A 22,174-nucleotide genomic window follows, 5' to 3' on the forward strand; every position below is an offset into this window, starting at 1 on the left:
CCACTGTCATAGGCATTGATTAACAGTCTTTATTGACGCAGTTTGATGTACAGCTCACCATCACGAATTTGAATATCATCGACACCATCGGCAAAGGTATTCCAAAAGCCTTTATCGCCAAACTCACTCACCAAATTAACGTTTTTCATATTGCCCAGCCACGCATTGGGAATAGGCACGCCCATTAAACTCACGCCCACGAGTGCCACAACAGGGCGACGATTAGCATCTAAACGGATATCCAGTCCTGTGTTGACCCGTAAAATTTCACCTGCCATCACCGGAAAGTCATTCGGTATCGGGATAAGCATGGTCGCACTGGCCAGGTTATTTGAGAAATCAATGGCCACGCGCTTGGCAAAATCAGGGTTGCGGCCAATCATCGCATTCACTTCTTTTTCACTAAAGGTCACTTGTCGGTCTGTGTCGTATTCACGATAAGCTTGAGGAGTGAGCTCGCCCTGGTCGTTGAGGGGCTTGTCATTAACCGAGCTGTCATTGATAGAATTGCGATTATTAGGCGCATTGCTAGTATGAGTTGCATTTCTTGACGCGCTTGAGTCAACCTGCCAACCAAGCTGGGTTAGCTTTTGATCCAGCTGTTGCTCCTCTTTGGCATTTAAGGTCACAGGTGTCATTGGAGAGGGAAAAATATAAGTGCGAATAACAAAAAATGTCAGGCCTGCAGTGACTAACATGGTTGCCAAAATGATCAGCAATAACTTAACCCCAGAGGCACCCGTTTGTTGTTTGTAAGGCGCTGTTAAATTGATATTCGAAGCTCGCATAGCCTGCTCTTTAATGATTTATTTTGTTCATGGTAATGCGCGCTAAGGCTAAACAGCAAATAAAAACCTTGCGCCTACATGATTATTGATGTCTATCCTAGTTAACATTTACTTAAAACTTGAGTTACAAATGAGCCAAATTGTAATAAAGTTATAAGTCGAAAGTACGTAAATCAACCAAATGGGTTTGAGATAAATAAAGGATTATTTTAATGCAGTTACTCTCTCGCGGTACCTTTACACCATTAATGATTGGCACCAGCCTTTTACTCGCAGCTTGTGGCGGCGGAGGTTCCTCTGGTGGCGATGATATCGATACAGGTTCAACCTCACCGCAATGGGTTGAGGGGCAATTTGCTAGCTACTCAAGCTTGGCAAATCAATGCACAGCCTCTCTGACTCAAAAATTATGGTTACGCTCATGGAGCAACGATACTTACCTTTGGTATGACGAAATCATCGATCGCGATCCTGCACCATACAGTGTTGCGGAGTATTTTGATCTACTCAAAACAGAAGAATTATCAGACACAGGCAACCTAAAAGATAACTTCCACTTTTCGATGTCGACTGAAGAATGGGACTTACTCAATGGCTCTGGCGCTTCAGTGGGTTATGGTATGACCTTGAGCTTACGCCAAGCGTCGACCGGTGTAAGCAGACAGGTCACCGTTGCTTATAATGAGCCCGATACACCCGCCAGTGACGCGGGTGTCAGCCGAGGAGCAATCATTGTCTCGGTAGATGGTGTTGATGTAGCAACCGCCAATGACAGTGACAGTATTGATACCCTTAATGCCGGTTTATTCCCTAGCGACAGCGGTAAGCAAACTGAGTTTGTCGTGCGTGATTTAAATGCCGAAACCGACCGTAGTGTCACCTTAACTGCCGGTACCGTAGTATCATCCCCTGTACAAAATACTAAAACCATTACGACCGACAGTGGCAAGGTAGGCTATTTACTGTTTAACTCGCATATCGCCACCGCTGAAAAAGGCTTGTATGATGCCATGACAACGTTGAGTAATGCACAAGTTGATGATTTAGTAGTGGATATTCGTTATAACGGTGGTGGATTATTAGCTATTGCCAGCCAATTAGCGTACATGGTAGCTGGTGACACTGCGACCAATAACCGTGTATTTGAGCGCACCAGCTTTAACGACAAATACCCAACGATTGACCCAGTAACAGGACAAACATTAACACCAATGCCGTTTTACTCTGAATCTCTTGGGTTTAACACTTCATTACTTAGAAGCGGCGTATCACTACCCACATTAAACCTTAATCGTGTATTTGTGCTAACGACACCAGACACTTGTTCGGCAAGTGAAGCGTTAATGAATGCCCTGCGTGGTATTGACATTGAGGTCATTCAACTCGGTGATACCACTTGTGGTAAACCTTACGGTTTTTACCCCACAGACAATTGCGACACGACCTACTTTACCATTCAATTTAAAGGGGTGAATGACAAAGGCTTTGGTGAGTATTCAGATGGGTTTGTCCCATCAACAAACCCAACCTTAGACAGTGAAGTACCTGGCTGTATGCTAGATGATGACCTTACTCATGCTTTAGGTGATAGCGATGAAACACTGTTAAGTGCGGCGCTGTATTACCGTGACAACAACACCTGTCCGGTAACCGCAACGGCCATAGCCCGTGCCCCCGCCAAAAACACCTTTATTGACCCAGGCTTTATGTTACAAGACACCCGCAATCAAAATGTGCTGCTTAATAACCGCATTTTAACGCCGCAGGCTTCGGAGTAATAATGCGTAAACCACTCATAGGGCTCATTGGCATGGTACTCATAACGGGTTGTGTCGCGACAGCAAGCGAGGAGCCGTCTTTGCCACAAGCTGCAACGCTAACTAATCCAAGTGTGCAGACCCACGCCGAGTTACAACAAGCAATAGCAAGCTTGTTGGGTGCCAGTAGTGTAGTGATTAGCGACAATGCCTTTACGCAATACAGCCAGGAAGTCATTGAGCGCGCACCGCACAAAGATGCCAACGGGTTATTGATAATGGGGCGCAGTACTGACATTCCTGACGCGGTTCAGTTATTAAAACAAGGTGATACCTGCCTATTGCAACATGTGCAAAGCGGTAAAACGGCAACATTGTCGCAAGTACGTTGTAAGCTTGAAGACACGCAATAGCAGTACATTGAGCGTTTGATATAAGCTAATACACAATAAGGTCAGAACATATTAACCATATGCTCTGGCCTTTTTATTATGCGTTAATTCATTTCACTGAACTGTACTTCACTAAACTGTTCACTCACGACAGTGTAATACTATTCCATCGTTCACTCGCCACCGAACACAACAATGAAACCACTTCGCCGGATTCTTTAACCAAACCGATAGAGCGCTTGCCCTCAACAGGTTAAAACGTGATAAAATCTCGCCCTACTCACTTTTAACCGAACAAGGTCATGCAATGAATCCGATTATTGCCATCTTAAAAGAACACCAGGTCACTGACGCTCAAATTAATGAGTTGTTTCAAACATTGACTGAAAATCCATTTGCTGCAATGGCAACCATTGGCCAATTAGGTATTCCACCAGAAAAGCTGCAACAGTTGATGGCTCTTGTGATGCAAAACCCAGCATTAATCAAAGAAGCCGTGGTTGAGCTGGGCTTAGATTTCTCGAAAGTTGAAGCAGCAAAAGCGCAATTGCAGCAGTAAGTGTTACGAAAGCAAATAGTTTATTTCAGTTAAAAAAACGACCTGTGTATTACGACACTGGTCGTTTTTTCGCATTTTCCCTAAACAATCTTGCCTCTCAAACCAAAAGCTTAACTAATACTTACAAGTGGGTTACAATAATTTTACATTAAAATACTGTACATGGATGTTTTAAAATGGATTTGTTTCGCACTATAACCTTATTAAGTTTAACTTTTATATTTCTCGTCCCAACAAAAGCGTCAGAGTTAGTGAATGACCCTTTGTATCCGGATCAATGGTATTTAAATGGAAGTGAAGGTCCTAATGGCGGTTCCTTTGGCATTGGATTTAATCATTATTTAGAGTCAAGAATAACTGCTACTGACGAAAATATTACCTTCATTATTGGTCAAGGAATAAAGTCTGATCACGAAGATATTAAAAGCTCTATGTGGATTAATCCTGATGAAATTATAAATAACAATATAGATGATGATTTAAATGGTTATATTGATGATATCCATGGTGTGAATATCACAAAAAAATGGTGACATTTCTGACTATTATGGCTTAGGTACAGAAATGGCTTCACTTATATCTGCAGAGTATGATAATTATACAGGAATAGCTGGAATAAGTAATGTTGCCAAAGTTGCTTCTTGTATATTTGCTGATGAAAATGGCGGTACTATAGAAAACTTTGATAAATGTGTAGATTACATCATATACCTTAAAGAGGTAAAACAACAAAAGATATCCTCTGTTGTATTAACTTTTGGGATAAACTTATTTGAACAGTACGATGCAATAGCAAAAGTAAAACCTGTATTTGAAAAATTAAATGATGCTGAAATATTAGTAATATCACCAATGAGAGGTGAGATTGATCAATATTTTTTTGCGGCAAACCTGGATCTAGGTTTGGACTTCCCGGGAGCCTATTTATTACCAAATGTAATTACCATTTCAGGAAGAGGAACAAACGGTAATTATTATGGGTACGGGGCTAACAGTATTAGTACAACTGCACCAGCTAATTATTTATTAACAGCGAGTATTAATAACAAACACGAAAAAAGTGAACAATTTGATTTTTTATTTGAACAAAATGATATACCAACATCGCAATTAAACAATGTATCTATATCTACTGAAAAATACTATACAGGAAATAGCTCTTGGGAAGTTTATTCTGGAGATATCGATTCCTTCATTGAGCTTCCACCTATAAACCTAGAACAATATCAAGGTAAAGAAATTTTATTCTCATTTTACACACTTAATTTATCAGAACGTTGGATAAATTTAGACTATTATGATGAGTCAATTTCAAGTTGGTTACCAATGGGGTCATTTTTTATGCCAAGTAAGCAGTGGCAATCAATAAGTAGTATTGTTTCAGTACATGAAGACATAGGTGAGAAACTTAAAACGCTAAAGTTAAGGTTAGGTTATCCGGCTGGAATTGTTAATGATACTTATCATGCTACTACTGCTTATATTGATGAAATAACAATTTCAGATCCAAATTTAAGCACAGAAAGTGATGGATATCGTTATGCTTCAGGAACTGCGTTAGCTGCGGCTCAAGTTGCGGGAGCAGTATCACTCTTAAACTCAATAAATGATTTAGCCCCTTGGGAAGTGAGAAATTTAATCATTTCTTCTGGTGAACTAGTCAACGAAGATCTATCTATCCCAAGTCACCAAAGAACAATATCAAATAAAATATTGCAAATTTACGGAAGTAACGAAAATGGCTTACTTAACTGTAAAGATCAGTATATACATAAACGTATATACCCTACTACAGAACGATGGATAGCTAGAGCTATTGGTGATGAACTAATAATAAAAGGTATTCATATAAATTGTAATAAAAGTAATGGACCTTTGACTATAATAGATGAGTTTAATAATAAATCATATAAATCTGTAGATAATGGAGTTTATCCGGATCTTATTAGCGATGATGGATATAACATTACTACGTTAAGCTTTGACGAGGTTGGAGTCCATAATTTAAAAATTGACACTGATAACGATATCAAAGTACTTGCTTTACAAAAGTACCAAAACCCCAAAAAGGTTCCACTTATCACTAAGGATGATAGGTACTCAACAAGAATAGATAAAACACCATTTCATATTAATATAGGAGGTGTAAAAACATCAACTTGCTTATTAAATAACATGGAAGTTGGTAACCTAATGCTATCCAGTCAGTACTATGAAGATGAATTCATTTTTGATAGCCCAAAATGTGCCCCAGAATTTGATAGCCAACTAATAAATGATATTAACAATAGACCTTCTCAAGTTTTTCAGAAGCCTAAATCACATCAAAACATGAAAACAACAGTATTTACTGAGAGTAGTGATGACATAAAAAACTCAACCAATGAGGTTGAGAGTAAAACATACTTCAATAATATATCGGATATATCTGAAGATAATATTTATATATATACTCACCAAAAGAACACAACCTATAGTGAAGAATTATTACTATTTAGCTCTGAATATAGAATACTTGGTGAAGAAGGTGAACGAACATACATTGTTAAAATAAAAAATAATGAAACCACATTAGAAGAATTTACTGCCGACATTCAATCTATATTTTTCGAAAAGAACTCTACTATAGTTCTTAGCTATTCAAATGTTTCAAAAAACCTTTATTCTTTAATAGAAAACCGCGGAATAAGAATAGGAAAAGACTATAACCAGTTCATATCAGGAGACTTTGAAAATGAAGTTTCTTACATCTTCAAAGTAAACGATGGTGTTAATAGTCCTCCTGAGCAAGTACAGTTTGACGTTGACATTGCAGATGAAAAAATAGAATTGAATAATTTATTTAATGACATTGACAATGACACTCTATTTTTTATAGACAATACTAATAATGATAATTTTAAAATTGATCGCCTTGGTACAATGTCACTAACCAACAATGCATGGTCAGAAAGCAGTTACATTATCAATGTTGAGGTGTCAGATGGTGAAGAGTCAATTAATGCTTATATAACCATCAATAACAAGTCAAAAACAAACATACCACCAAAATTAAAAACTAATACTTTTGAAATTTATACTAGCGAACAATTCAACATAAATCTATATGACTATATAGAGAACGTTGAAGATGAAGTAGTAGTCATAAATCCTATCAACCTACCCCCAAATATTACAATTTCATCTGGAGTGTTATCAGGTACATTATTTAAGGATAACAAACCATTAGATAACATTGTAACAATATCTATTACAGATGAAGTAAATATAGTTACGGAGTTATTATACTTTAACTTAATATACAAAAACCATTTACCACAAGTGAAAAGTGATATAAGCAATATAACCTTAGTAGAAAACACTTCATTAACACTATACTTATCAAGCTACTTTGATGATATAGATAATGACGAACTCCAATTTACGACTTCATCATCAGCCGCCTCTATCATAACAAGTTCTTCGGGGGAGGTAGTAATGAATATTAAATCAAATATTATCGGGAATCATAACATTGATATTAGTATAGATGATTCCAATGGAGGGGTTATACAATACAGTATTTCATTAACAATAATAGAAAATTCTACTACTCCAACGGAACCTGTAGAAGTTGATAGTGATAAAAAAAGTGGTGGTGGAAGTTTGAGCCACTACTTATTAATGTTATTACTAATTATATCTATTGTTAGAAATAAAAAAACATTCAGCTTTATTATTAAATAACATATCAATAATTAAATAAAACTAACAATATCAAGAGGTATTGTTAGTTTTAGCTAAAGTAACCTATAACGCTAGAATCACTCGCCTTCAAAAGCCGTTAGCCAAGTTTTGAGTAATTGGTTTAATGCTGGCACCTCGTTGGCGGATAAACTGGCAACGAGTTTGTGCTGCACTAATACATGTTGCTCTAGCATCGCATCAATCACTGTAAGGCCTTTGCTGGTTAACCCTACAGATACGCTACGGCGATCTTCAGTGCTATGGGTGCGTACAATTAACTGCTTAGCTTCAAGCTTATCTAAGCGATGGGTCATGGCGCCCGAGGTGAGCATCATTGACGACAGTAATATCGAAGGCGTTAAGATATATGGCTCTCCATTTCGTCTCAACGTGGCTAATACATCAAACTCGCCCATGGTTAAGCCAAATTGCTTATGGCATGCCGATATCTCTGCTTCAAGGTGCTTGTGTAAACGTAAAAAACGTCCCAGTAATGCCATAGGCACGGTATCTAAATGGGGTTTTTCCGTCGCCCATTGCACAACCACTTTATCGACATCTTCCATGCTCAGTCTCACTATCTTCACTCAAAAATCTTAATATTAAGATACTTGATACAAAGCGACTTTACAAAAACAATCTATCAGTCCACACTGCCAACTATCTTTACGTGAAGATAAATTAATACCAAGGTAATTGATGAACATTTTACTTGCCATGATCCCCGCCTTTTTTTGGGGGACAACATACGCTGTAGCCCAATATACATTGGCAGACTGGCCACCATTATTGCTCAGTGCACTGCGCGCATTGCCTGCGGGGTTAATACTATTAGCAATAAAACCCAGTCGCCCAACATCTGCAGACTGGCCAATTTTATTTAAGCTTGGTGCGATTAATATTGCGGTATTTTTCTGTTTAATTTTTGTGATGGCATTGACGCTTCCTTCGGCAATATCTGGAGTGGGTATGATATCAGTGCCCGTTTTTGCGATGTTATTTCATTGGGTTATGAGTAAAAAACGCCCCAATGCCTTACAAGCATCTTGTGGTGTAGTGTTAGTCATACTTGCATGGATGTTGTTTGACCCTAATTCAATAACCCTAAACTCGGTCGGCCTTATCGCCATGCTTGCCGCCATAAGTTGCATTATTGTTGGCAGCACCATGACCAAAGCGCTTGGCTCACGGATTCATTGGTGGACCATTTTAACCTGGCAACTGATTATTGGCGGCGTGTTACTGACTCTAGTGTCTGGCGTGCAAGCACTCATAGCACCAGACCCCTATATCAATGTAATTAACCAATTTAGCTGGAGCAACGCGTCAGGAATAATATGGATATTACTGCTCAATACTGTACTGGGTTACAGCATGTATGTGTGGTTATTGCAGCGGATGTCGGTGGTTGATTTTACCTTTGGTGGTATCGCGAATCCCATCGCTGGTATCGCCTGTGGCGCAATATTATTAAGCGAGACTTACACAACGCCGCAATACTTGTTGATGGCAGGAATGATATTGGCCTCTATCGCACCGACATTACTCAATGTATTACGGATAAAGTTACGTCATTCGGCATTGATAAAATAATCATACACACTGAAATTCAAAGGATAAGTAAAGGCTTATCCTTTGTATTGACGCACATTCGACTTAAATTAATGGCACTTTATAAGGAATTGCACCTAGATAGTCTTTTTTACCGACATCAACACCGTTGTGACGCAATATTGCGTAGGCCGTAGTGATGTGAAAATAGAAATTCGGGATCGCATGTTCAATGGCAAATTCATACCCTGTGAGGTACTTACTTCCCCAGCGCGGTTGTGACACGTGTACTTTTTCGGCATGGCCAAAGTCTGCCTCACTAAACCCCTCAAGATAGTTCAGCACAGATGTAATCCGTTGGCGAAGTTCTTCTAGTGTGGTTTCGTTATCATCATGCGTTGGCACTGAATCCATATGCCCTGTTAAACGCGCCACCCCGATTTTGGCCGTGTCACAAGCTATTTGCACCTGGCGAATAAGATTAAATTGATCGGGTGCTAGGCGGAAATTTAGCAGTACTGCCATGTCGATTTTTTTCAGTGCGGCAAAGGCTTCTGCCTTATCAAGAATATGGTTTAAATTATTCAGCATCTTGCTGAATTGCACGACAGTCAGATCGTATAGCATGACAAATCCCTCCATTGGGGCTGCAAGCTGTAACGCGTTAGCAATACCACATTAGATTGCAACCAAATCAAATACATTTTTAGCCTGTATTAACCACAATAATCCCAGTCATCATCCAACACAATAACCGATTCAAATAACTCATCAATACAGTTATTATATTACTGACAGAACAACATAATTAGGAACAGTATCGCCATGGAAAGAGGCACATTAGTTCGTTGGAACGATGAAAAAGGCTTTGGGTTTATCAAACCTGAAGCTGGCAATGATCAAGATGTATTTATTCATATCTCAGCGTTAAAGCACATGGCTAGAAAGCCCAAGGTTAGCGATGAAATTGTATTTCATCGTGAAAACCAACCCGATGGAAAAGTCAAAGCCATAAAAGCCAGCATTGAAGGCGTTGCCGTTATTGCGAGCAGTCAACACTCATCAAAAAATAACACCACAAACTCGCCGCATAGACCCAGCCAAAGATATAATAATAGCGCCAGCAGCCCAATTCTTGGCCGTTTACTCATGTTGATAATCTTGCTTGGGGTTGGGATTTTCGGCTATAAGCAATATGAAAAAATGACAACTGTCCCGATGTTAACCAATGCAGATATTGACCAAATGCAATGGCAACCCTCAGCGCCAAATCCAAGCGCTAAAAACCTGCAACCACAATTTAGATGTGAAACCGGTAAAATACACTGCAGCCAAATGCGCTCATGTGCCGAAGCGACGTTTTATATCAATAACTGCCCAGGCACAAAAATGGATGGTGATCGTGATGGCATTCCATGCGAAAGCCAATTTTGTAATTAGCGCTTAACCAAGCTTCTTTGTTTGCTTACGATACTGGCTTGGGGTCATATTTTTACAGCGTTTAAAACTGTGGCTAAAATTGGCCCCATTGCTGTAACCGAGCCTTTCGGCGATTTCATCCAGGTGCATTGGCGTTAATAATAATGCCTCTGCAATGCCGACGCGCACATCGTCTCGTACCTGGCGCCAGCTGGTTTGTTCCTGCTTGAGTTGTCGATGTAAAGTACGCGTGGTGCGGGCTAAATGGGCAGCAATATCTTCCATTGATGCAGTTAAACCTAAATGCACTAAGGTGTCTTTTACCAATTTGGCGACGGGTTTCCAGTTTTGTTTTTGCTGTAATAATTGGCTGCATTGCGCTTCGCACAGTCTGGCTGTGGCTTCATTGGCTTTGGTTAACGGCAAATCGAGCAGAGGTGCTAAATGAGCAAAGCCATTGTAATCAGCATTAAATCGAATATTAACCCCGAGTTTTTGTTCAATATCCGCTATTGGTAAGTTCGTGGGTGGAGCGGAGGTAAACTGCATAGTGATGGGTAAATCGTTTTGTTCAAATACTTCGCGCTGGATCATCGCCGCACCAACCATGTCTCTTACCAACACCAGTTCGCCTAACTCGCCCGGCACGTCACATAAAAACGTCAGCGCAATATCATCATTTAGCTGGCTTAAGGTGATTTGGGCAAACACATAGGTTAAATCTAAATAACGTAAGCCCAGTTCAATGGCTTTTCTGGCGGTACTGCTGGCTAAAAGAGCGTAACCCATGATGCCATAACTGGTTAAATGGTAACGACTGCCTAATGCCATCCCAACAGAAAAGGGAGACGATGTGTGCTGTATCAGGTTATTTAACACCTGTAACTCTTGTGTATCTTGAATCAGTTTTTCGTGATCGCTTAAGTGCGCACCCGTCAGCCCAGAGCCCTTAAGTAACAGGCCTCTTCAATACCCTGCTCAATGCCATAGGCCACAATAATTTGCACACTGGTAATGCTGCGAAATGTCATTAGTTACGATCACGATGTCTCAAAATCACAAATATACGTCCATTTAAACCGTAGATCAATTCAGTGCAATTTCCTATGCTGAATAAACAGAAACAATTTATTAACAATGTTTGCATGCACATCCAGAGATATGAGCATGAAAAGCAATAATAAAAAACGCGATAATGATAATAATTGAGGCTCTATGACTCAAACAAAACGCAACCCTTCGGTAGTGATTATTGGCGCAGGTATGACAGGCATCTTAATGACCATTAAACTGCGCCTGGCAGGCATTACCGACATTGTTGTCCTAGAGAAAAAAGAGTCTGTCGGCGGTACCTGGCGAGAAAACATCTACCCAGGCGCGGCTTGCGATGTACCCGCGCACATGTATACCTATTCGTTTGAACCTAACCCAAACTGGAGCCGTTTTTTTGCCCGCGCACCAGAGATAAAACAATACTTTGAGCATGTGGTCGATAAGTACGACGTCGCGCGTGACATACGCTTTAATGAAGCGGTAACCGACGCTCAATATGCCGATGGCAAATGCACCGTCAAAACAAACAAAGGGCAAACCTACATTGCCGATTTTGTTGTGTGTGCCACTGGCATTTTACATCATCCTCAATTTCCCAATATTGCAGGGCTAGACGATTTTAAAGGCGTTAAGTTTCATACCGCACAATGGGATCATAGCGTCGAGATATCAGCCAATACTCGTGTTGGAGTCATTGGTACAGGCTCTACCGCAGCGCAAGCGATACCTGAACTCATTAATACAGGCGCGACCGTGTCGGTATTTCAACGTACACCACAATGGTTAATGCATTTGCCCGATTTTGCGTTTTCAACCACCATGCGAAAACTCATGACGCGTTATCCCATTATCACCAAAATGCATCGCAATACCGGCAAATTCTTTTTAGAACATTTTTTTACCAAAGCCGTGACAGGCCAGTTTATCCAAAAACATCTGTTGAGCTTTTTATGTAAAGCAAACTTACGATTAAGTATTAAAGACAAAACCTTACGAGAAAAGCTCCGCCCTCATTATCAAGTCGGCTGTAAGCGTGTCATTATCAACAGCACATTCTATAAAGGCATTCAAAAGCCCAACGCACATTTGATCACCGAAGGCATTGAGCGCATTACCGAAACCGGCATTATCACCAAAGATGGCAACCACCACGAACTGGACGTGTTAGTGTTATCGACCGGATTTAATGCGTTTAACTTTATGCGCCCAATGAACTTAGTCGGCCGCAATAATGTACATATCGATAAAGCCTGGGCACATAAAATCAAAGCGTACCGCTCAATGCTACTTAGCGACTATCCAAACTTCTTTTTAATGCTTGGCACTTAATACTCCCATTGGTAACTTTTCGGTTATCGCCATGAGCGAAGTGCAAACGGATTACGTGATCAAATTAATTGATAAATGGCGTGCACATGAATTTGATGAGTTTGAAGCCAAACCACAAGCCATTGACGACTTTACGGCTTATGTCAAAGAGGGCTTAAAAGGTACCAGCTGGGTGGGTGGCTGCCAAAGTTGGTATTTAGACGTCGATGGCGACCCTATTTTATGGCCATACACCTGGCAGCGTTGGGTTGATGAAATGAAAGAGCCGCAAATGGAGCACATTAATACATGCTCATTTAAACCAATGGTTAATTGAGCAATGAAATGGATTTTAGAATGAATAACAACACCATATTTATTAGTGGCGCGGCTTCAGGTATTGGCCTAGCCACCGCTCAACACTTCTATAAAAAGGGCTATTGGGTCGCCATGGCTGACATCAATATGCTGCAACTAACACAAGCCACCGAAATATGGGATAGAACGCGTATACGCCTGTTTCAACTTGATGTCTGTGATATTTCACAAGTACAACACGCTATGGCTAAATTTTGCGCTGAGCATAATGATTGCTTGGCGATCTTACTCAATAACGCTGGCATCCTAGAGATTGGCTCGTTTGAAGCCGTTTCGATTGAGCAACATCAACGCACTCTTAATATTAATGTTAACGGGGTGATGAATTTATGCCATGCGGCCTGGCTCTATTTAAAAAACCATGGCAACAGCACTGTGATTAATATGTCCTCAGCCAGTAGTGATTACGGCGTGCCAGAACTGGCAAGTTATTCCGCCAGTAAGTTTGCAGTAAAAGCACTGACTGAAGCGCTCGAGCTAGAGTGGAAAAAGTACGGTATTAGCGTATGCGACGTCATGCCGCCCTTTGTGGCAACCAATATGCTTTCATCACAACAAAAAAGCGCTAAAGTGCTAACTCGCCTTGGGGTGAATATCACCGCACAAGATGTGGTCGCAGTTATAGACAAACAAGTTAGGCGCCCAAAAACTCACAGAACCGTCAGCGTATTTTATGGTGTATTACACAGGTTAAGTAACATATCACCTGCGTTTATTAATCGGTTAGTGATGAAATGGTTAAGCCGATAACCCCTTTTAAGCGGATACAATGCATATCAAAAAGGCGATAAAAATGGACAACAATAATAAGCCTCAACCGTCACCTGACAACACAAAACCACATGCAACTAAACTCGAATCATCGCAGTTAAGCGCCGCAAAAATGTTGTCATTACTGCCTTTATATAAATTACCCGTTGCCCTGTTTAGGGTTATCTATGCCGCAATGGATAAGCTGGTTGGGCTCAATAAAATTGTCATGGATAAAGTGATAGATTTATCGATTCCAATCAGCACAGATCTTGGCGGCACAAATACTATTAAACTGCGGCTCTATCACCCCTGCCGTAGTATTCCTAAAAAGACCTTAGTGTATTTTCATGGTGGCGGTTGCGTGATTGGCAGCATTAACACTCATGACCGTTTTTGCCGGTTTTTGGCTAAGCACGGCAACATGAATATCATCTCGGTAGGTTATCGTTTAGCTCCTGAGCATAAATTCCCTAGCGCCATTTGTGATGCTATCGAAGCCTGGAATTACATTAACGACAATCATCAGCAGCTCAATATTAATCCAGATTATATTGGTGTTGGCGGCGACAGTGCGGGGGCATATTTGGCCTGCATTATTGGCTTGCCGTCATTACAAACAACGCTACCTGTGCAAGTCAAAGCACAGCCGGCATTTCAATTTCTCATTTATCCCATGGTCGATTTGCAAGGGCTCACCGAGTCTTACCGTTGTTTCAATAAGCAGTTATTGCTGACACGCGATTTAATGGATTTTTTTAGAGGCCATTATGTCAATTCACTCGACGAAATCACCCTCTCCTTAGTCAGCCCACTTCAAGCCGCTGATATAAGCCAATCGCCTAGCACTTACTTATTAACACTTGGGTTTGACCCTTTAAGAGATGATGGTATTGCCTATGCTAATCGATTAAAACATGCCGGCGTTAACATCCACCACGAGCACTATGAAGATTGCATGCACGGATTTATCTCCATCACCACACTCAGCAAGCGCGCCAAACAGGCTTGTCACAGTATTGCCGCAGCATTGAAGCGCTTTAATGATTAAAATTAAATAGTGTGCTCGTTTATTCCTGTATTCTAATGAGTGAGTAGAGCAACTTATGCTAAAATACGCCCTCAGCTTGATGAATGTGCAACTCATTTATTTGACTGAAAGATTACCCCAAACAGTCATAAAAATGAGGATACAACATGAGTAAGCTCAATGCCGAAGAGCGCAAAGCGCGCGATAACGATCGTTTTTCAAAACGTGTCGATGAACGCAGAGTAAAAGGCGAAGATGTCGTTGCGTATGCACTTGCCAACGAAAAAGCGTTTAAATTTTTGACCAAGACTGAAAAGCACAGTTTTAAAGAACGACAAGCCACGCTTGCAGAAGAAGCCAAACTGAAAAAGCAGCAACACTTTGAGCTTAAAACACAGCAAGAATTAGAAAAGGCTGAAGCCGAATTTACTGATACTGAGCAGTAAACGAAGTGTAAATACCAGCCATTTCAAGCTAAATGGCTGGCTTGATTTAAATAAAAAAACAGCCCAAACGACCACTCAAGCTTTACCTTTACACTTCGCGTTTTGTACACACAAACAAGGCATTGCCTGAGGCTAAATCCCACGGGATAATCCTGTCGTAATCATGTTCAAATATTTGCACGTCAAAATACGGGCTTAACAATGTTTGCAGCTCAGTAAAGCTTGTGGCGACCATAGTATGAGAGTCTTGCCATAGCTGTGTGGCGTCAAATTGGGTTTTGGCAATGCTCAAATTAAGTGTCTGCATGTCGCCTGCACCGCTGTAGTGCCAACCAGACTCAAAAATAAATCGGCTGTCTTCAAAATCAGCACTATGACGCACCAACGCCTTATTATTAATCTTGTGCTTGTCGACAGAATTAAAACAAAATAAACCGCCAGAATTTAACGCCTTATGTACGCTTGCAATACAGGCCTTAAGTGCTTCGGTACCTTGTGAGTAATGGATGGAATACAAAAAACAGGTAATTAAATCGAGCTTCTCTTCAACATAAAACTCAGTCATATTTTGCAAACTAAACTGCGCTTCAGGGCAACGACGCATCGCAATATCAAGCATCGGTTGATTAATATCCAAGCCGCTACTATCAAAACCCAAATCAATAAAATGCCTAACATGCGTCCCAGTGCCACAAGCTAGATCTAAATGTTGTTTACCTTGATTGCCCAAAATCTGATGCAAGCGGGCTACGCTATTGCTTTGTTGTTGGTAGTTAATATCGCAGCACATTAAATCGTAATAACCGGACAAGTCGGTATAAAGGGCATTGGTAGACATAAAATGAAATTGAAGACAGACTAAATTTAGGGTGGCGCATCATATATCAAATAGCCTGATTGAGAAATCATTAATATCAGCCAAAGCATCAACAATATTTACCCGACAAAAAAGGCTTAATAATGGTTTGATATCAAATAAAATGGTGAAGACGGCAAGCCCTTAATTATACACAAATAACGACACTCACCCTCAACTGAACAATGCACTCACGCCCAGTAAACGTTACCCACCAAAAAGTTTATTTGTAATACAATAACACTGTAGTATTCTAGGTAACCTCAGCTCTGGATAACAAACGCCTTTCAAGCAGTCCTTTGCCTTCCTCACTGCGTTGAATTAACTTGTAATAGGTTAGGTAGTTATTTCATCATGATTTTTAGGGGGTATTCAATGAAACACATTCACTTGAGTTTGTTATTCGCCAGTATAGTTTCGAGCAGCGCCGTTGCTTCGGTAGCGCTTGATACCGCTAAACGGTTTAACCTTGACCCAAACAAAGCCCCGTCACAAAATTTTGACTTGTCTAATTGGAAACTCACCTTACCGGAGCTTGGTAGCGAACAATCAGCCAAGGCGTTAGAAATTACCAAGCAACAACTCAGCGACACTCAACAGTTTTTTGTGCATCCGCAATGGTTTTATAGCGATAAAAACACTGGCGCATTAGTGTTTGTTGCGCCCAATGAAGCACCAACCACGCCAAATAGCAAAAATACCCGCAGCGAATTACGCGCCATGCTGGCCGATAAATACGATGAGCCTAAAAACAATTTCGTCGTGGCATCGCACCCCAATGCTAGTGAATATGGCGCTATTGGCGGGCAATTAAAAGCGACCTTGTCTGTGCATCAAGTCAGCAGTAGCGGTAATGACAAAAGGAATGGCGCATTTGCTGTGGTCATAGGCCAAATTCATGGCTCTGACAACGAACCGCTTAAAATTGTTTATCGTAAACTGCCGGAGCATGAATATGGCTCTTTATCTTGGAGCTACGAGCTGAGCCCTGAGCCCAAACTACAAGATGCTGTCGACAGTAATGGCAAAAAACTTCGTCAAGATATTCGTCACAATGTGTTTGGCAAATACAACCTTCACCATGGCGATATTGATCCAAAAGATGGCATTAAATTAGGCGAAATCTTTGCTTATGTAGTGAATGTTGAAGGCGATACTATGAAGCTGACATTTACCAAAAACCCAGGCAGCGACAAACCAATAGTCAAGACCTTCGACGTTAACCTAGCACAAGGGAATTACCAAGGTCACAAGGTTGATCTAGGCTATCAAAATGATTGGATGTACTACAAAGCAGGCGTTTATAACCAATGCAACACCAATAAAAGCAGCTCAGATTGCCAATGGCGTGGCATGGAAGCTGGCGACTACGCCCAAGCCAGTTTTTATCAACTTGAGTTAAAGCAATAATTACTAGGTTGTTGCTACTGAGTGATTTTTTAGACGATTTTTAAAGCCGAGATACACTTTTTGAACTCAAAGCAGTAAATAGACCTTAAAATCTAGCCTCACATACAATTCAACTGTTCAGATAACAAACCAGCTCCAATCCAATAAGGATTGGAGCGTTTAAAAGTGCTGAAACAATGAAAAATCACTACATTACTTAGATAAAGAGTTTACTCTTCCAGCTGTTCTGGTTAAGTTATATACATGATTTACATTAGGGAAAAATGGACTCTCCTTAATTGAATCAAATATACCTTCAATATGGCACATTGCTAATTGGATACAATGAGTCCATATTATTTTTTATAAGCATATGAACATAAAGTACTTAATAGCTCTATTGTTGTTACTTTCCGCTTGCGCCTCAAATACTTCCAACCACAAAGAGTTAGGTATTTGCTCTAATCTAAAAGGTAGCGAAAATGACTGCTCAAAAACACTAAGTAAACTATCCGCAGCTAATCAAGATGGCGCTATATTGATCGGTTTCATTTTACGAAAAATGAATAATAAAGATAAACTCACTAAATATCTGGATCGTATTATATCGATTAATTTGAAAAATATCGAAAGTGGCAGAAGTTATGTTATTAATTTCAATGGTAAAAACTTTGGATTAAAATCTGTAGAACCTGGAGTTTATTGTTTAGATAAAGTAACAACTTATGTGAACTTATCAATTAACCTTTGTGATATGAATGCCACGATTCCAGTCAATCCTGGAGAGATTAAAAATGCAGGTTATTGGCTTGCTGGCATAAATTATGATACGGGTGAAGTCAAATTAAAAGTATTTGATAGAAACACAAAACATATAAATTTGTATGAAAATGCTATGCCATATTATGCTGATTTTGCTGAAAAATTAGTAACAAGTCCGTATTCTTCAACTATAGATTCAATTGAAGGATATTGGTATACCGCAGAAGAAACCATAATCACATATTTATTTGATGAAAATGGAAGTTATTACAAAGCTAATGACTTGTATAATCAAAGCAATTTAAACTTGGAAGGAAATTGGTCTTGGGAAGATGGACTTGGTAACGCTAGGTTAAAAAATAAGTATGGCTCTTTTAAAATGATGACGAAAAAGGATCAGCTAGTTGCAGTTTATGAGAACATAAATGGACTTGGAACTCGTTGGGTCGCTTATAGGAACCCAATTAGATTATGGGATCTGGAAAATAATGATGAATCATCGGTTATTGAGTATGACCGAAGTGTTTTAGACAGAATTGCAGCACAAACAAAGAAAAGTATCTTTATCGAAATAGAGTACAACTCATCGGAGCCGACACATATACCTAGAGTTGGCAAAATAGTCTTTATGAGACCTCATGAGCAGCAAGTCGTAAAATCAAATATAACTTTAGAACAAGAAAATGAAATATTGAAGACGTTCTACAAATGGCGCTTTACAACTGAAGCCAAAAATCAAAAATTAACGATATGTATGATAACAGATGGATACCCAGCAGAATGTTCGTCGCCTGATAACCAATCTATTATTTTTCAGTTAGGAAAAAAATACCCAATACATGGAATGGGATTTAAATAAATTCCCTAAACAAGAGAACAAGATGCTTTACCACGATGTTTAATTCTCTTAAACGAGTGGTAAAGCTACAGAGTTATCGCCAGTGCAGACTATTATGTCAACTCAGCATTGGTCGTAATAACCTCCAAACACCTACCGCACCAAACGCATCAGTTCATTAGCATCTAACACCGCGGGCTTTCTTGTAATGAGTACACCTTTAGAGTCAAACAGAAAGACTTCAGTCGATCCGGCATTATGCTTAGCAATAAACGCCTCGCCCTCTGGCGTTGCCGTTCTGGCAAGTAAAAAGAACACATTATCGCCAAGATGATCACGGGCTTCATTCATTTGCTCGGTTTGGGTGATACTCGACACAAGGTTAGGATCGTAAACAAACACAATTGCAGGTTTACCCGAACCTATTTGCTCGAGATCGGATGTAAATCCCTTAGGCATTTGCGTAACGAGTAGGCTAAACAGCAACACGATTAAGGCAATGATACCAATTGCAATCCAGGGCATTTTTCGCTTCGTGTTTGAATTCGCTTTATCCATAATGGTCGATCCCTCTTTTTAACTAATGAATATATTAAATATAAAAGCCATAGTCTAAGCGGCTAACCTGAGAACTAGATTAAAATAGATTAAATAAACATCTTAACAGGTTATCGTTTAGCCTGCCCTAGTAAATCTTTTTATCCTATTGACTTGCAAAGGTATTAACAAGTCTTTAGCGCTATTTGCATGAATAATTTCACCCACTAACACTACGCAGTAGTTAATATTTTACAGCCGATAACTGGTTTATTGACTGCGACTAAATCTTATACCAAGCTTGCCATAATATGTCGGCACAGTTACAGTTCACTATCACATTGTTTTGCCGTAAATGGCTCGATTGATTTTTAGCGTATTTATTTGAAGGGTTAGTATTTTTATGGAACAAATATTTGAAAAGTTGATGTATGCATCGCGCTGGATCATGGCACCGATTTATTTGGGATTAAGCTTAGTCTTACTCGCATTGGGCATAAAATTCTTTCAAGAGATCTTTCATATCATTCCGATTATTTTCACCATTGCAGAAGTCGACTTAGTGCTCATTACCCTGTCACTCATCGACATCACCCTGGTTGGTGGCCTGCTGATTATGGTGATGTTTTCAGGTTATGAAAACTTCGTGTCACAACTTGATGTGGGCGAAAACAGTGAAAAACTCAGCTGGCTAGGCAAGATGGATTCAGGCTCACTAAAAAACAAAGTGGCCGCATCGATTGTGGCCATTTCATCAATTCATTTACTCAAAGTCTTTATGAATGCCGAAAACATCGAAAACGACAAAATCATGTGGTATCTGCTCATCCACATCACCTTCGTGTTATCGGCCTTCGCCATGGGGTATTTGGATAAGATTACGCGAAAGTAACCATCCATCTCCAAATAAAAAGCCCTGATACATAACAGCATCAGGGCTTTTTATTTACTATCGATTAGTACCACACTTTAGGATCAGCGTTATGATTCTGCGCGACATCAATACTAATTCCCAAACCATTAAGAATTTTGAACACTGTCGAAATATAAACATCATTGCCTTTCTCAACACGAATTAACGTCTTTTTGGTCACACCACACAACATCGCTGCCACATCTTGAGTCAGTGCCGCGCTGTTTCTGGTTTCTTTAATGAGTAAGCCTAAAGATTGTTGATTAAGTGCTTGATTGAGTGAAAGTGCCATAACGTTAGTCCAAAGTGTACATTGCTACACTATACGATTGTTGAGACATTGGGCGGTTAAATGTAACCACTACAAACAGTGACATTGCCCCCCAGTAGATTCATGAGCATCAATACCGAAAATATCGAAAACGACAAAATCATGTGGTATTTACTCATCCACATCACATCTGTGTTATCTGCCTTTATAATGGGGATATCTGGATATTTAGGCAGAAAGTTTGATCTGACCCCACTTGTTATTGATGTGAATATCAAAATAAATGGGGCAGAATGTTAATTCTGCCCCATTTATTTTGGCTGTTATTCAGCATAACAAAGCCGTTGATGGTTAGCACATTACCCTTTGGTAAAAGGTACTGGTCGCGGTGTGTTGTTATTGGATGGTGGCAGCGCTGGCAATACAATTTGTGGTTGATCGCCCGTTAATGTTTTCAAGAACTCAACCATTTGGCTTATCTCTTCTGGATTCATTTTTTGACCTAGCTGTATGTCTGCCATAGTATTTACGGCTTCTTCTAAGCCCCATACGCTACCATCATGAAAGTAGGGATAAGTCAGTTCGATATTACGTAATGTTGGTACTTTAAATACAAATTTATCCGCTTCTTTACCGGTGACGCCTTTACGACCTTCTGCGGGATTATTGGTATGGAATGGCTTCACTAACCCCATTTTCATATACATAGTACCGCCCACGGCAGAACCATTATGACAACTGACACAACCTTTATTTTTAAATAATTGATAACCCGCCAGTGCGTCGGCACTAATCGCTTTTTGATCACCTTCCAAGTACTTATCAAATGGACTATTGGGTGTGACTAAGGTTTTTTCAAACACGGCTATCGCATCAGTAATTCTATCGATATTAATCTCGTTAGAACCATAAACCCCATTAAAACGAGCAATATAGGCAGGCATTGATCGAATAGTATCGACAGCAAGTTCGTGGGTATAACCCATCTCTTTAGGATTATTAATTGGGCCACCAGCCTGCTCTTTTAAGTCTGCAGCTCTGCCATCCCAAAATTGCGCCAGCATGTAATCGGCGTTTAATACCGTAGGCGAGTTAATTGGACCTTCTTGCCAGTTATGCCCAACAGAGGTTGGTAGTGCATCGACACCACCTAGCGATAAGTTATGGCAAGAGTTACACGAAATATAACCCGACATTGATAGCCTAGGCTCAAAAAATAACATTTTACCTAATTCAACTTTTTCGGGATTAGTTATGACAGCAGGTTTGATCACCTCTATCGGTTCACTGGCATATGAGGTTGAAATTGAAAACATAGATGCAATTATTAACGCAATTGAAGTTAACTTCGTCATAGCTAATAGCCTTATAAAATGAGTGGTTGAATTTCCGCCATCATATATGTGCTTTTTGCTAAGTAATAATAATTAAAACCGATTGGGTCTATCTTA

23 protein-coding genes are annotated in these 22,174 nt (G+C 39.9%); 15 read left to right on the forward strand and 8 right to left on the reverse strand.

Annotated elements, in window-relative coordinates; translation table 11 throughout:
- Window positions 1-29: 29 nt before the first annotated feature.
- A complete protein-coding gene (locus tag N4T56_RS17335; protein ID WP_261734103.1) occupies window positions 30-788 on the reverse strand; it encodes an arginine N-succinyltransferase in 759 nt (252 codons plus the stop codon).
- A 212-nt stretch (window positions 789-1,000) separates the two neighbouring features.
- On the opposite strand from N4T56_RS17335, the gene N4T56_RS17340 reads away from it, so the two are divergent.
- The 5 genes from N4T56_RS17340 (at window position 1,001) to N4T56_RS17360 (ending at window position 7,222) form a co-directional block, all read left to right on the forward strand.
- Complete coding sequence (locus N4T56_RS17340) at window positions 1,001-2,566, forward strand: S41 family peptidase (protein WP_261734104.1); 1,566 nt, start codon at window positions 1,001-1,003, stop codon at window positions 2,564-2,566.
- A gap of 2 nt (window positions 2,567-2,568) precedes the next feature.
- Window positions 2,569-2,958: a hypothetical protein gene (locus tag N4T56_RS17345; protein WP_261734105.1), complete on the forward strand. Its 390-nt coding sequence runs from the start codon at window positions 2,569-2,571 to the stop codon at window positions 2,956-2,958.
- 286 nt (window positions 2,959-3,244) lie between these two features.
- Window positions 3,245-3,496, forward strand: coding sequence for a DUF2999 domain-containing protein (locus N4T56_RS17350; RefSeq protein WP_261734106.1), 252 nt, complete (start codon window positions 3,245-3,247; stop codon window positions 3,494-3,496).
- A 176-nt stretch (window positions 3,497-3,672) separates the two neighbouring features.
- Window positions 3,673-4,029, forward strand: a complete 357-nt coding sequence (locus N4T56_RS17355; RefSeq protein ID WP_261734107.1) for a hypothetical protein — start codon at window positions 3,673-3,675, stop codon at window positions 4,027-4,029.
- Window positions 4,030-4,060: 31 nt separating this feature from the next.
- On the forward strand, window positions 4,061-7,222 hold the full coding sequence (locus N4T56_RS17360; protein WP_261734108.1) for a hypothetical protein: 3,162 nt from the start codon (window positions 4,061-4,063) through the stop codon (window positions 7,220-7,222).
- A 77-nt stretch (window positions 7,223-7,299) separates the two neighbouring features.
- On the opposite strand, the gene N4T56_RS17365 is transcribed toward N4T56_RS17360, so the two are convergent.
- On the reverse strand, window positions 7,300-7,788 hold the full coding sequence (locus N4T56_RS17365) for a MarR family winged helix-turn-helix transcriptional regulator (RefSeq protein WP_261734109.1): 489 nt from the start codon (window positions 7,786-7,788) through the stop codon (window positions 7,300-7,302).
- Between the two features lie 133 nt (window positions 7,789-7,921).
- Between N4T56_RS17365 and N4T56_RS17370 the strand changes: the two genes are divergently transcribed.
- Window positions 7,922-8,815 (forward strand): DMT family transporter, encoded by an 894-nt coding sequence (locus N4T56_RS17370; RefSeq protein ID WP_261734110.1) that lies wholly within the window; start codon window positions 7,922-7,924, stop codon window positions 8,813-8,815.
- A gap of 63 nt (window positions 8,816-8,878) precedes the next feature.
- On the opposite strand, the gene N4T56_RS17375 is transcribed toward N4T56_RS17370, so the two are convergent.
- Entirely contained in the window at window positions 8,879-9,400 is a 522-nt protein-coding gene (locus tag N4T56_RS17375) for a DUF1993 domain-containing protein (RefSeq protein WP_261734111.1), read from the reverse strand.
- A gap of 198 nt (window positions 9,401-9,598) precedes the next feature.
- On the opposite strand from N4T56_RS17375, the gene N4T56_RS17380 reads away from it, so the two are divergent.
- Window positions 9,599-10,213, forward strand: coding sequence for an excalibur calcium-binding domain-containing protein (locus N4T56_RS17380; RefSeq protein WP_261734112.1), 615 nt, complete (start codon window positions 9,599-9,601; stop codon window positions 10,211-10,213).
- Between the two features lie 3 nt (window positions 10,214-10,216).
- Here the strand turns inward: N4T56_RS17380 and N4T56_RS17385 are convergent, their stop codons facing one another.
- Entirely contained in the window at window positions 10,217-11,152 is a 936-nt protein-coding gene (locus tag N4T56_RS17385; RefSeq protein ID WP_315903092.1) for an AraC family transcriptional regulator, read from the reverse strand.
- 255 nt (window positions 11,153-11,407) lie between these two features.
- Between N4T56_RS17385 and N4T56_RS17390 the strand changes: the two genes are divergently transcribed.
- From N4T56_RS17390 to N4T56_RS17410, 5 genes are all read left to right on the forward strand, one after another.
- Window positions 11,408-12,574, forward strand: coding sequence for a flavin-containing monooxygenase (locus tag N4T56_RS17390; protein WP_261734113.1), 1,167 nt, complete (start codon window positions 11,408-11,410; stop codon window positions 12,572-12,574).
- A 31-nt stretch (window positions 12,575-12,605) separates the two neighbouring features.
- Window positions 12,606-12,890: a hypothetical protein gene (locus N4T56_RS17395; protein WP_261734114.1), complete on the forward strand. Its 285-nt coding sequence runs from the start codon at window positions 12,606-12,608 to the stop codon at window positions 12,888-12,890.
- A gap of 20 nt (window positions 12,891-12,910) precedes the next feature.
- On the forward strand, window positions 12,911-13,681 hold the full coding sequence (locus N4T56_RS17400) for an SDR family oxidoreductase (RefSeq protein WP_261734115.1): 771 nt from the start codon (window positions 12,911-12,913) through the stop codon (window positions 13,679-13,681).
- Window positions 13,682-13,724: 43 nt separating this feature from the next.
- On the forward strand, window positions 13,725-14,732 hold the full coding sequence (locus N4T56_RS17405) for an alpha/beta hydrolase (RefSeq protein WP_261734116.1): 1,008 nt from the start codon (window positions 13,725-13,727) through the stop codon (window positions 14,730-14,732).
- A 146-nt stretch (window positions 14,733-14,878) separates the two neighbouring features.
- Window positions 14,879-15,157 (forward strand): DNA polymerase III subunit epsilon, encoded by a 279-nt coding sequence (locus tag N4T56_RS17410; protein WP_188956328.1) that lies wholly within the window; start codon window positions 14,879-14,881, stop codon window positions 15,155-15,157.
- An 88-nt stretch (window positions 15,158-15,245) separates the two neighbouring features.
- Here N4T56_RS17410 and N4T56_RS17415 read toward each other — a convergent pair whose 3' ends face one another.
- The gene (locus tag N4T56_RS17415) at window positions 15,246-15,995 is read right to left on the reverse strand and encodes a class I SAM-dependent DNA methyltransferase (protein ID WP_261734117.1); all 750 of its coding nucleotides are present in this window, start codon (window positions 15,993-15,995) and stop codon (window positions 15,246-15,248) included.
- Between the two features lie 393 nt (window positions 15,996-16,388).
- Between N4T56_RS17415 and N4T56_RS17420 the strand changes: the two genes are divergently transcribed.
- Both N4T56_RS17420 and N4T56_RS17425 read left to right on the forward strand, forming a co-directional pair.
- Window positions 16,389-17,423 (forward strand): polysaccharide lyase family 7 protein, encoded by a 1,035-nt coding sequence (locus N4T56_RS17420; RefSeq protein ID WP_261734118.1) that lies wholly within the window; start codon window positions 16,389-16,391, stop codon window positions 17,421-17,423.
- Between the two features lie 382 nt (window positions 17,424-17,805).
- Window positions 17,806-19,023 carry a hypothetical protein gene (locus tag N4T56_RS17425; RefSeq protein WP_261734119.1) on the forward strand — a complete coding sequence of 406 codons (1,218 nt, stop codon included), beginning with the start codon at window positions 17,806-17,808 and terminating at the stop codon, window positions 19,021-19,023.
- Between the two features lie 132 nt (window positions 19,024-19,155).
- Here N4T56_RS17425 and N4T56_RS17430 read toward each other — a convergent pair whose 3' ends face one another.
- Entirely contained in the window at window positions 19,156-19,560 is a 405-nt protein-coding gene (locus N4T56_RS17430; protein ID WP_261734120.1) for a hypothetical protein, read from the reverse strand.
- A 382-nt stretch (window positions 19,561-19,942) separates the two neighbouring features.
- On the opposite strand from N4T56_RS17430, the gene N4T56_RS17435 reads away from it, so the two are divergent.
- A complete protein-coding gene (locus tag N4T56_RS17435) occupies window positions 19,943-20,431 on the forward strand; it encodes a TIGR00645 family protein (protein WP_261734121.1) in 489 nt (162 codons plus the stop codon).
- Between the two features lie 64 nt (window positions 20,432-20,495).
- Here the strand turns inward: N4T56_RS17435 and N4T56_RS17440 are convergent, their stop codons facing one another.
- Window positions 20,496-20,744, reverse strand: coding sequence for a helix-turn-helix domain-containing protein (locus tag N4T56_RS17440; RefSeq protein ID WP_188740676.1), 249 nt, complete (start codon window positions 20,742-20,744; stop codon window positions 20,496-20,498).
- A gap of 338 nt (window positions 20,745-21,082) precedes the next feature.
- The gene (locus N4T56_RS17445) at window positions 21,083-22,078 is read right to left on the reverse strand and encodes a cytochrome-c peroxidase (RefSeq protein WP_261734122.1); all 996 of its coding nucleotides are present in this window, start codon (window positions 22,076-22,078) and stop codon (window positions 21,083-21,085) included.
- Between the last annotated feature and the right edge of the window lie 96 nt (window positions 22,079-22,174).

This window comes from Shewanella phaeophyticola (assembly GCF_025398315.1).
GTDB lineage: Bacteria > Pseudomonadota > Gammaproteobacteria > Enterobacterales > Shewanellaceae > Shewanella > Shewanella phaeophyticola.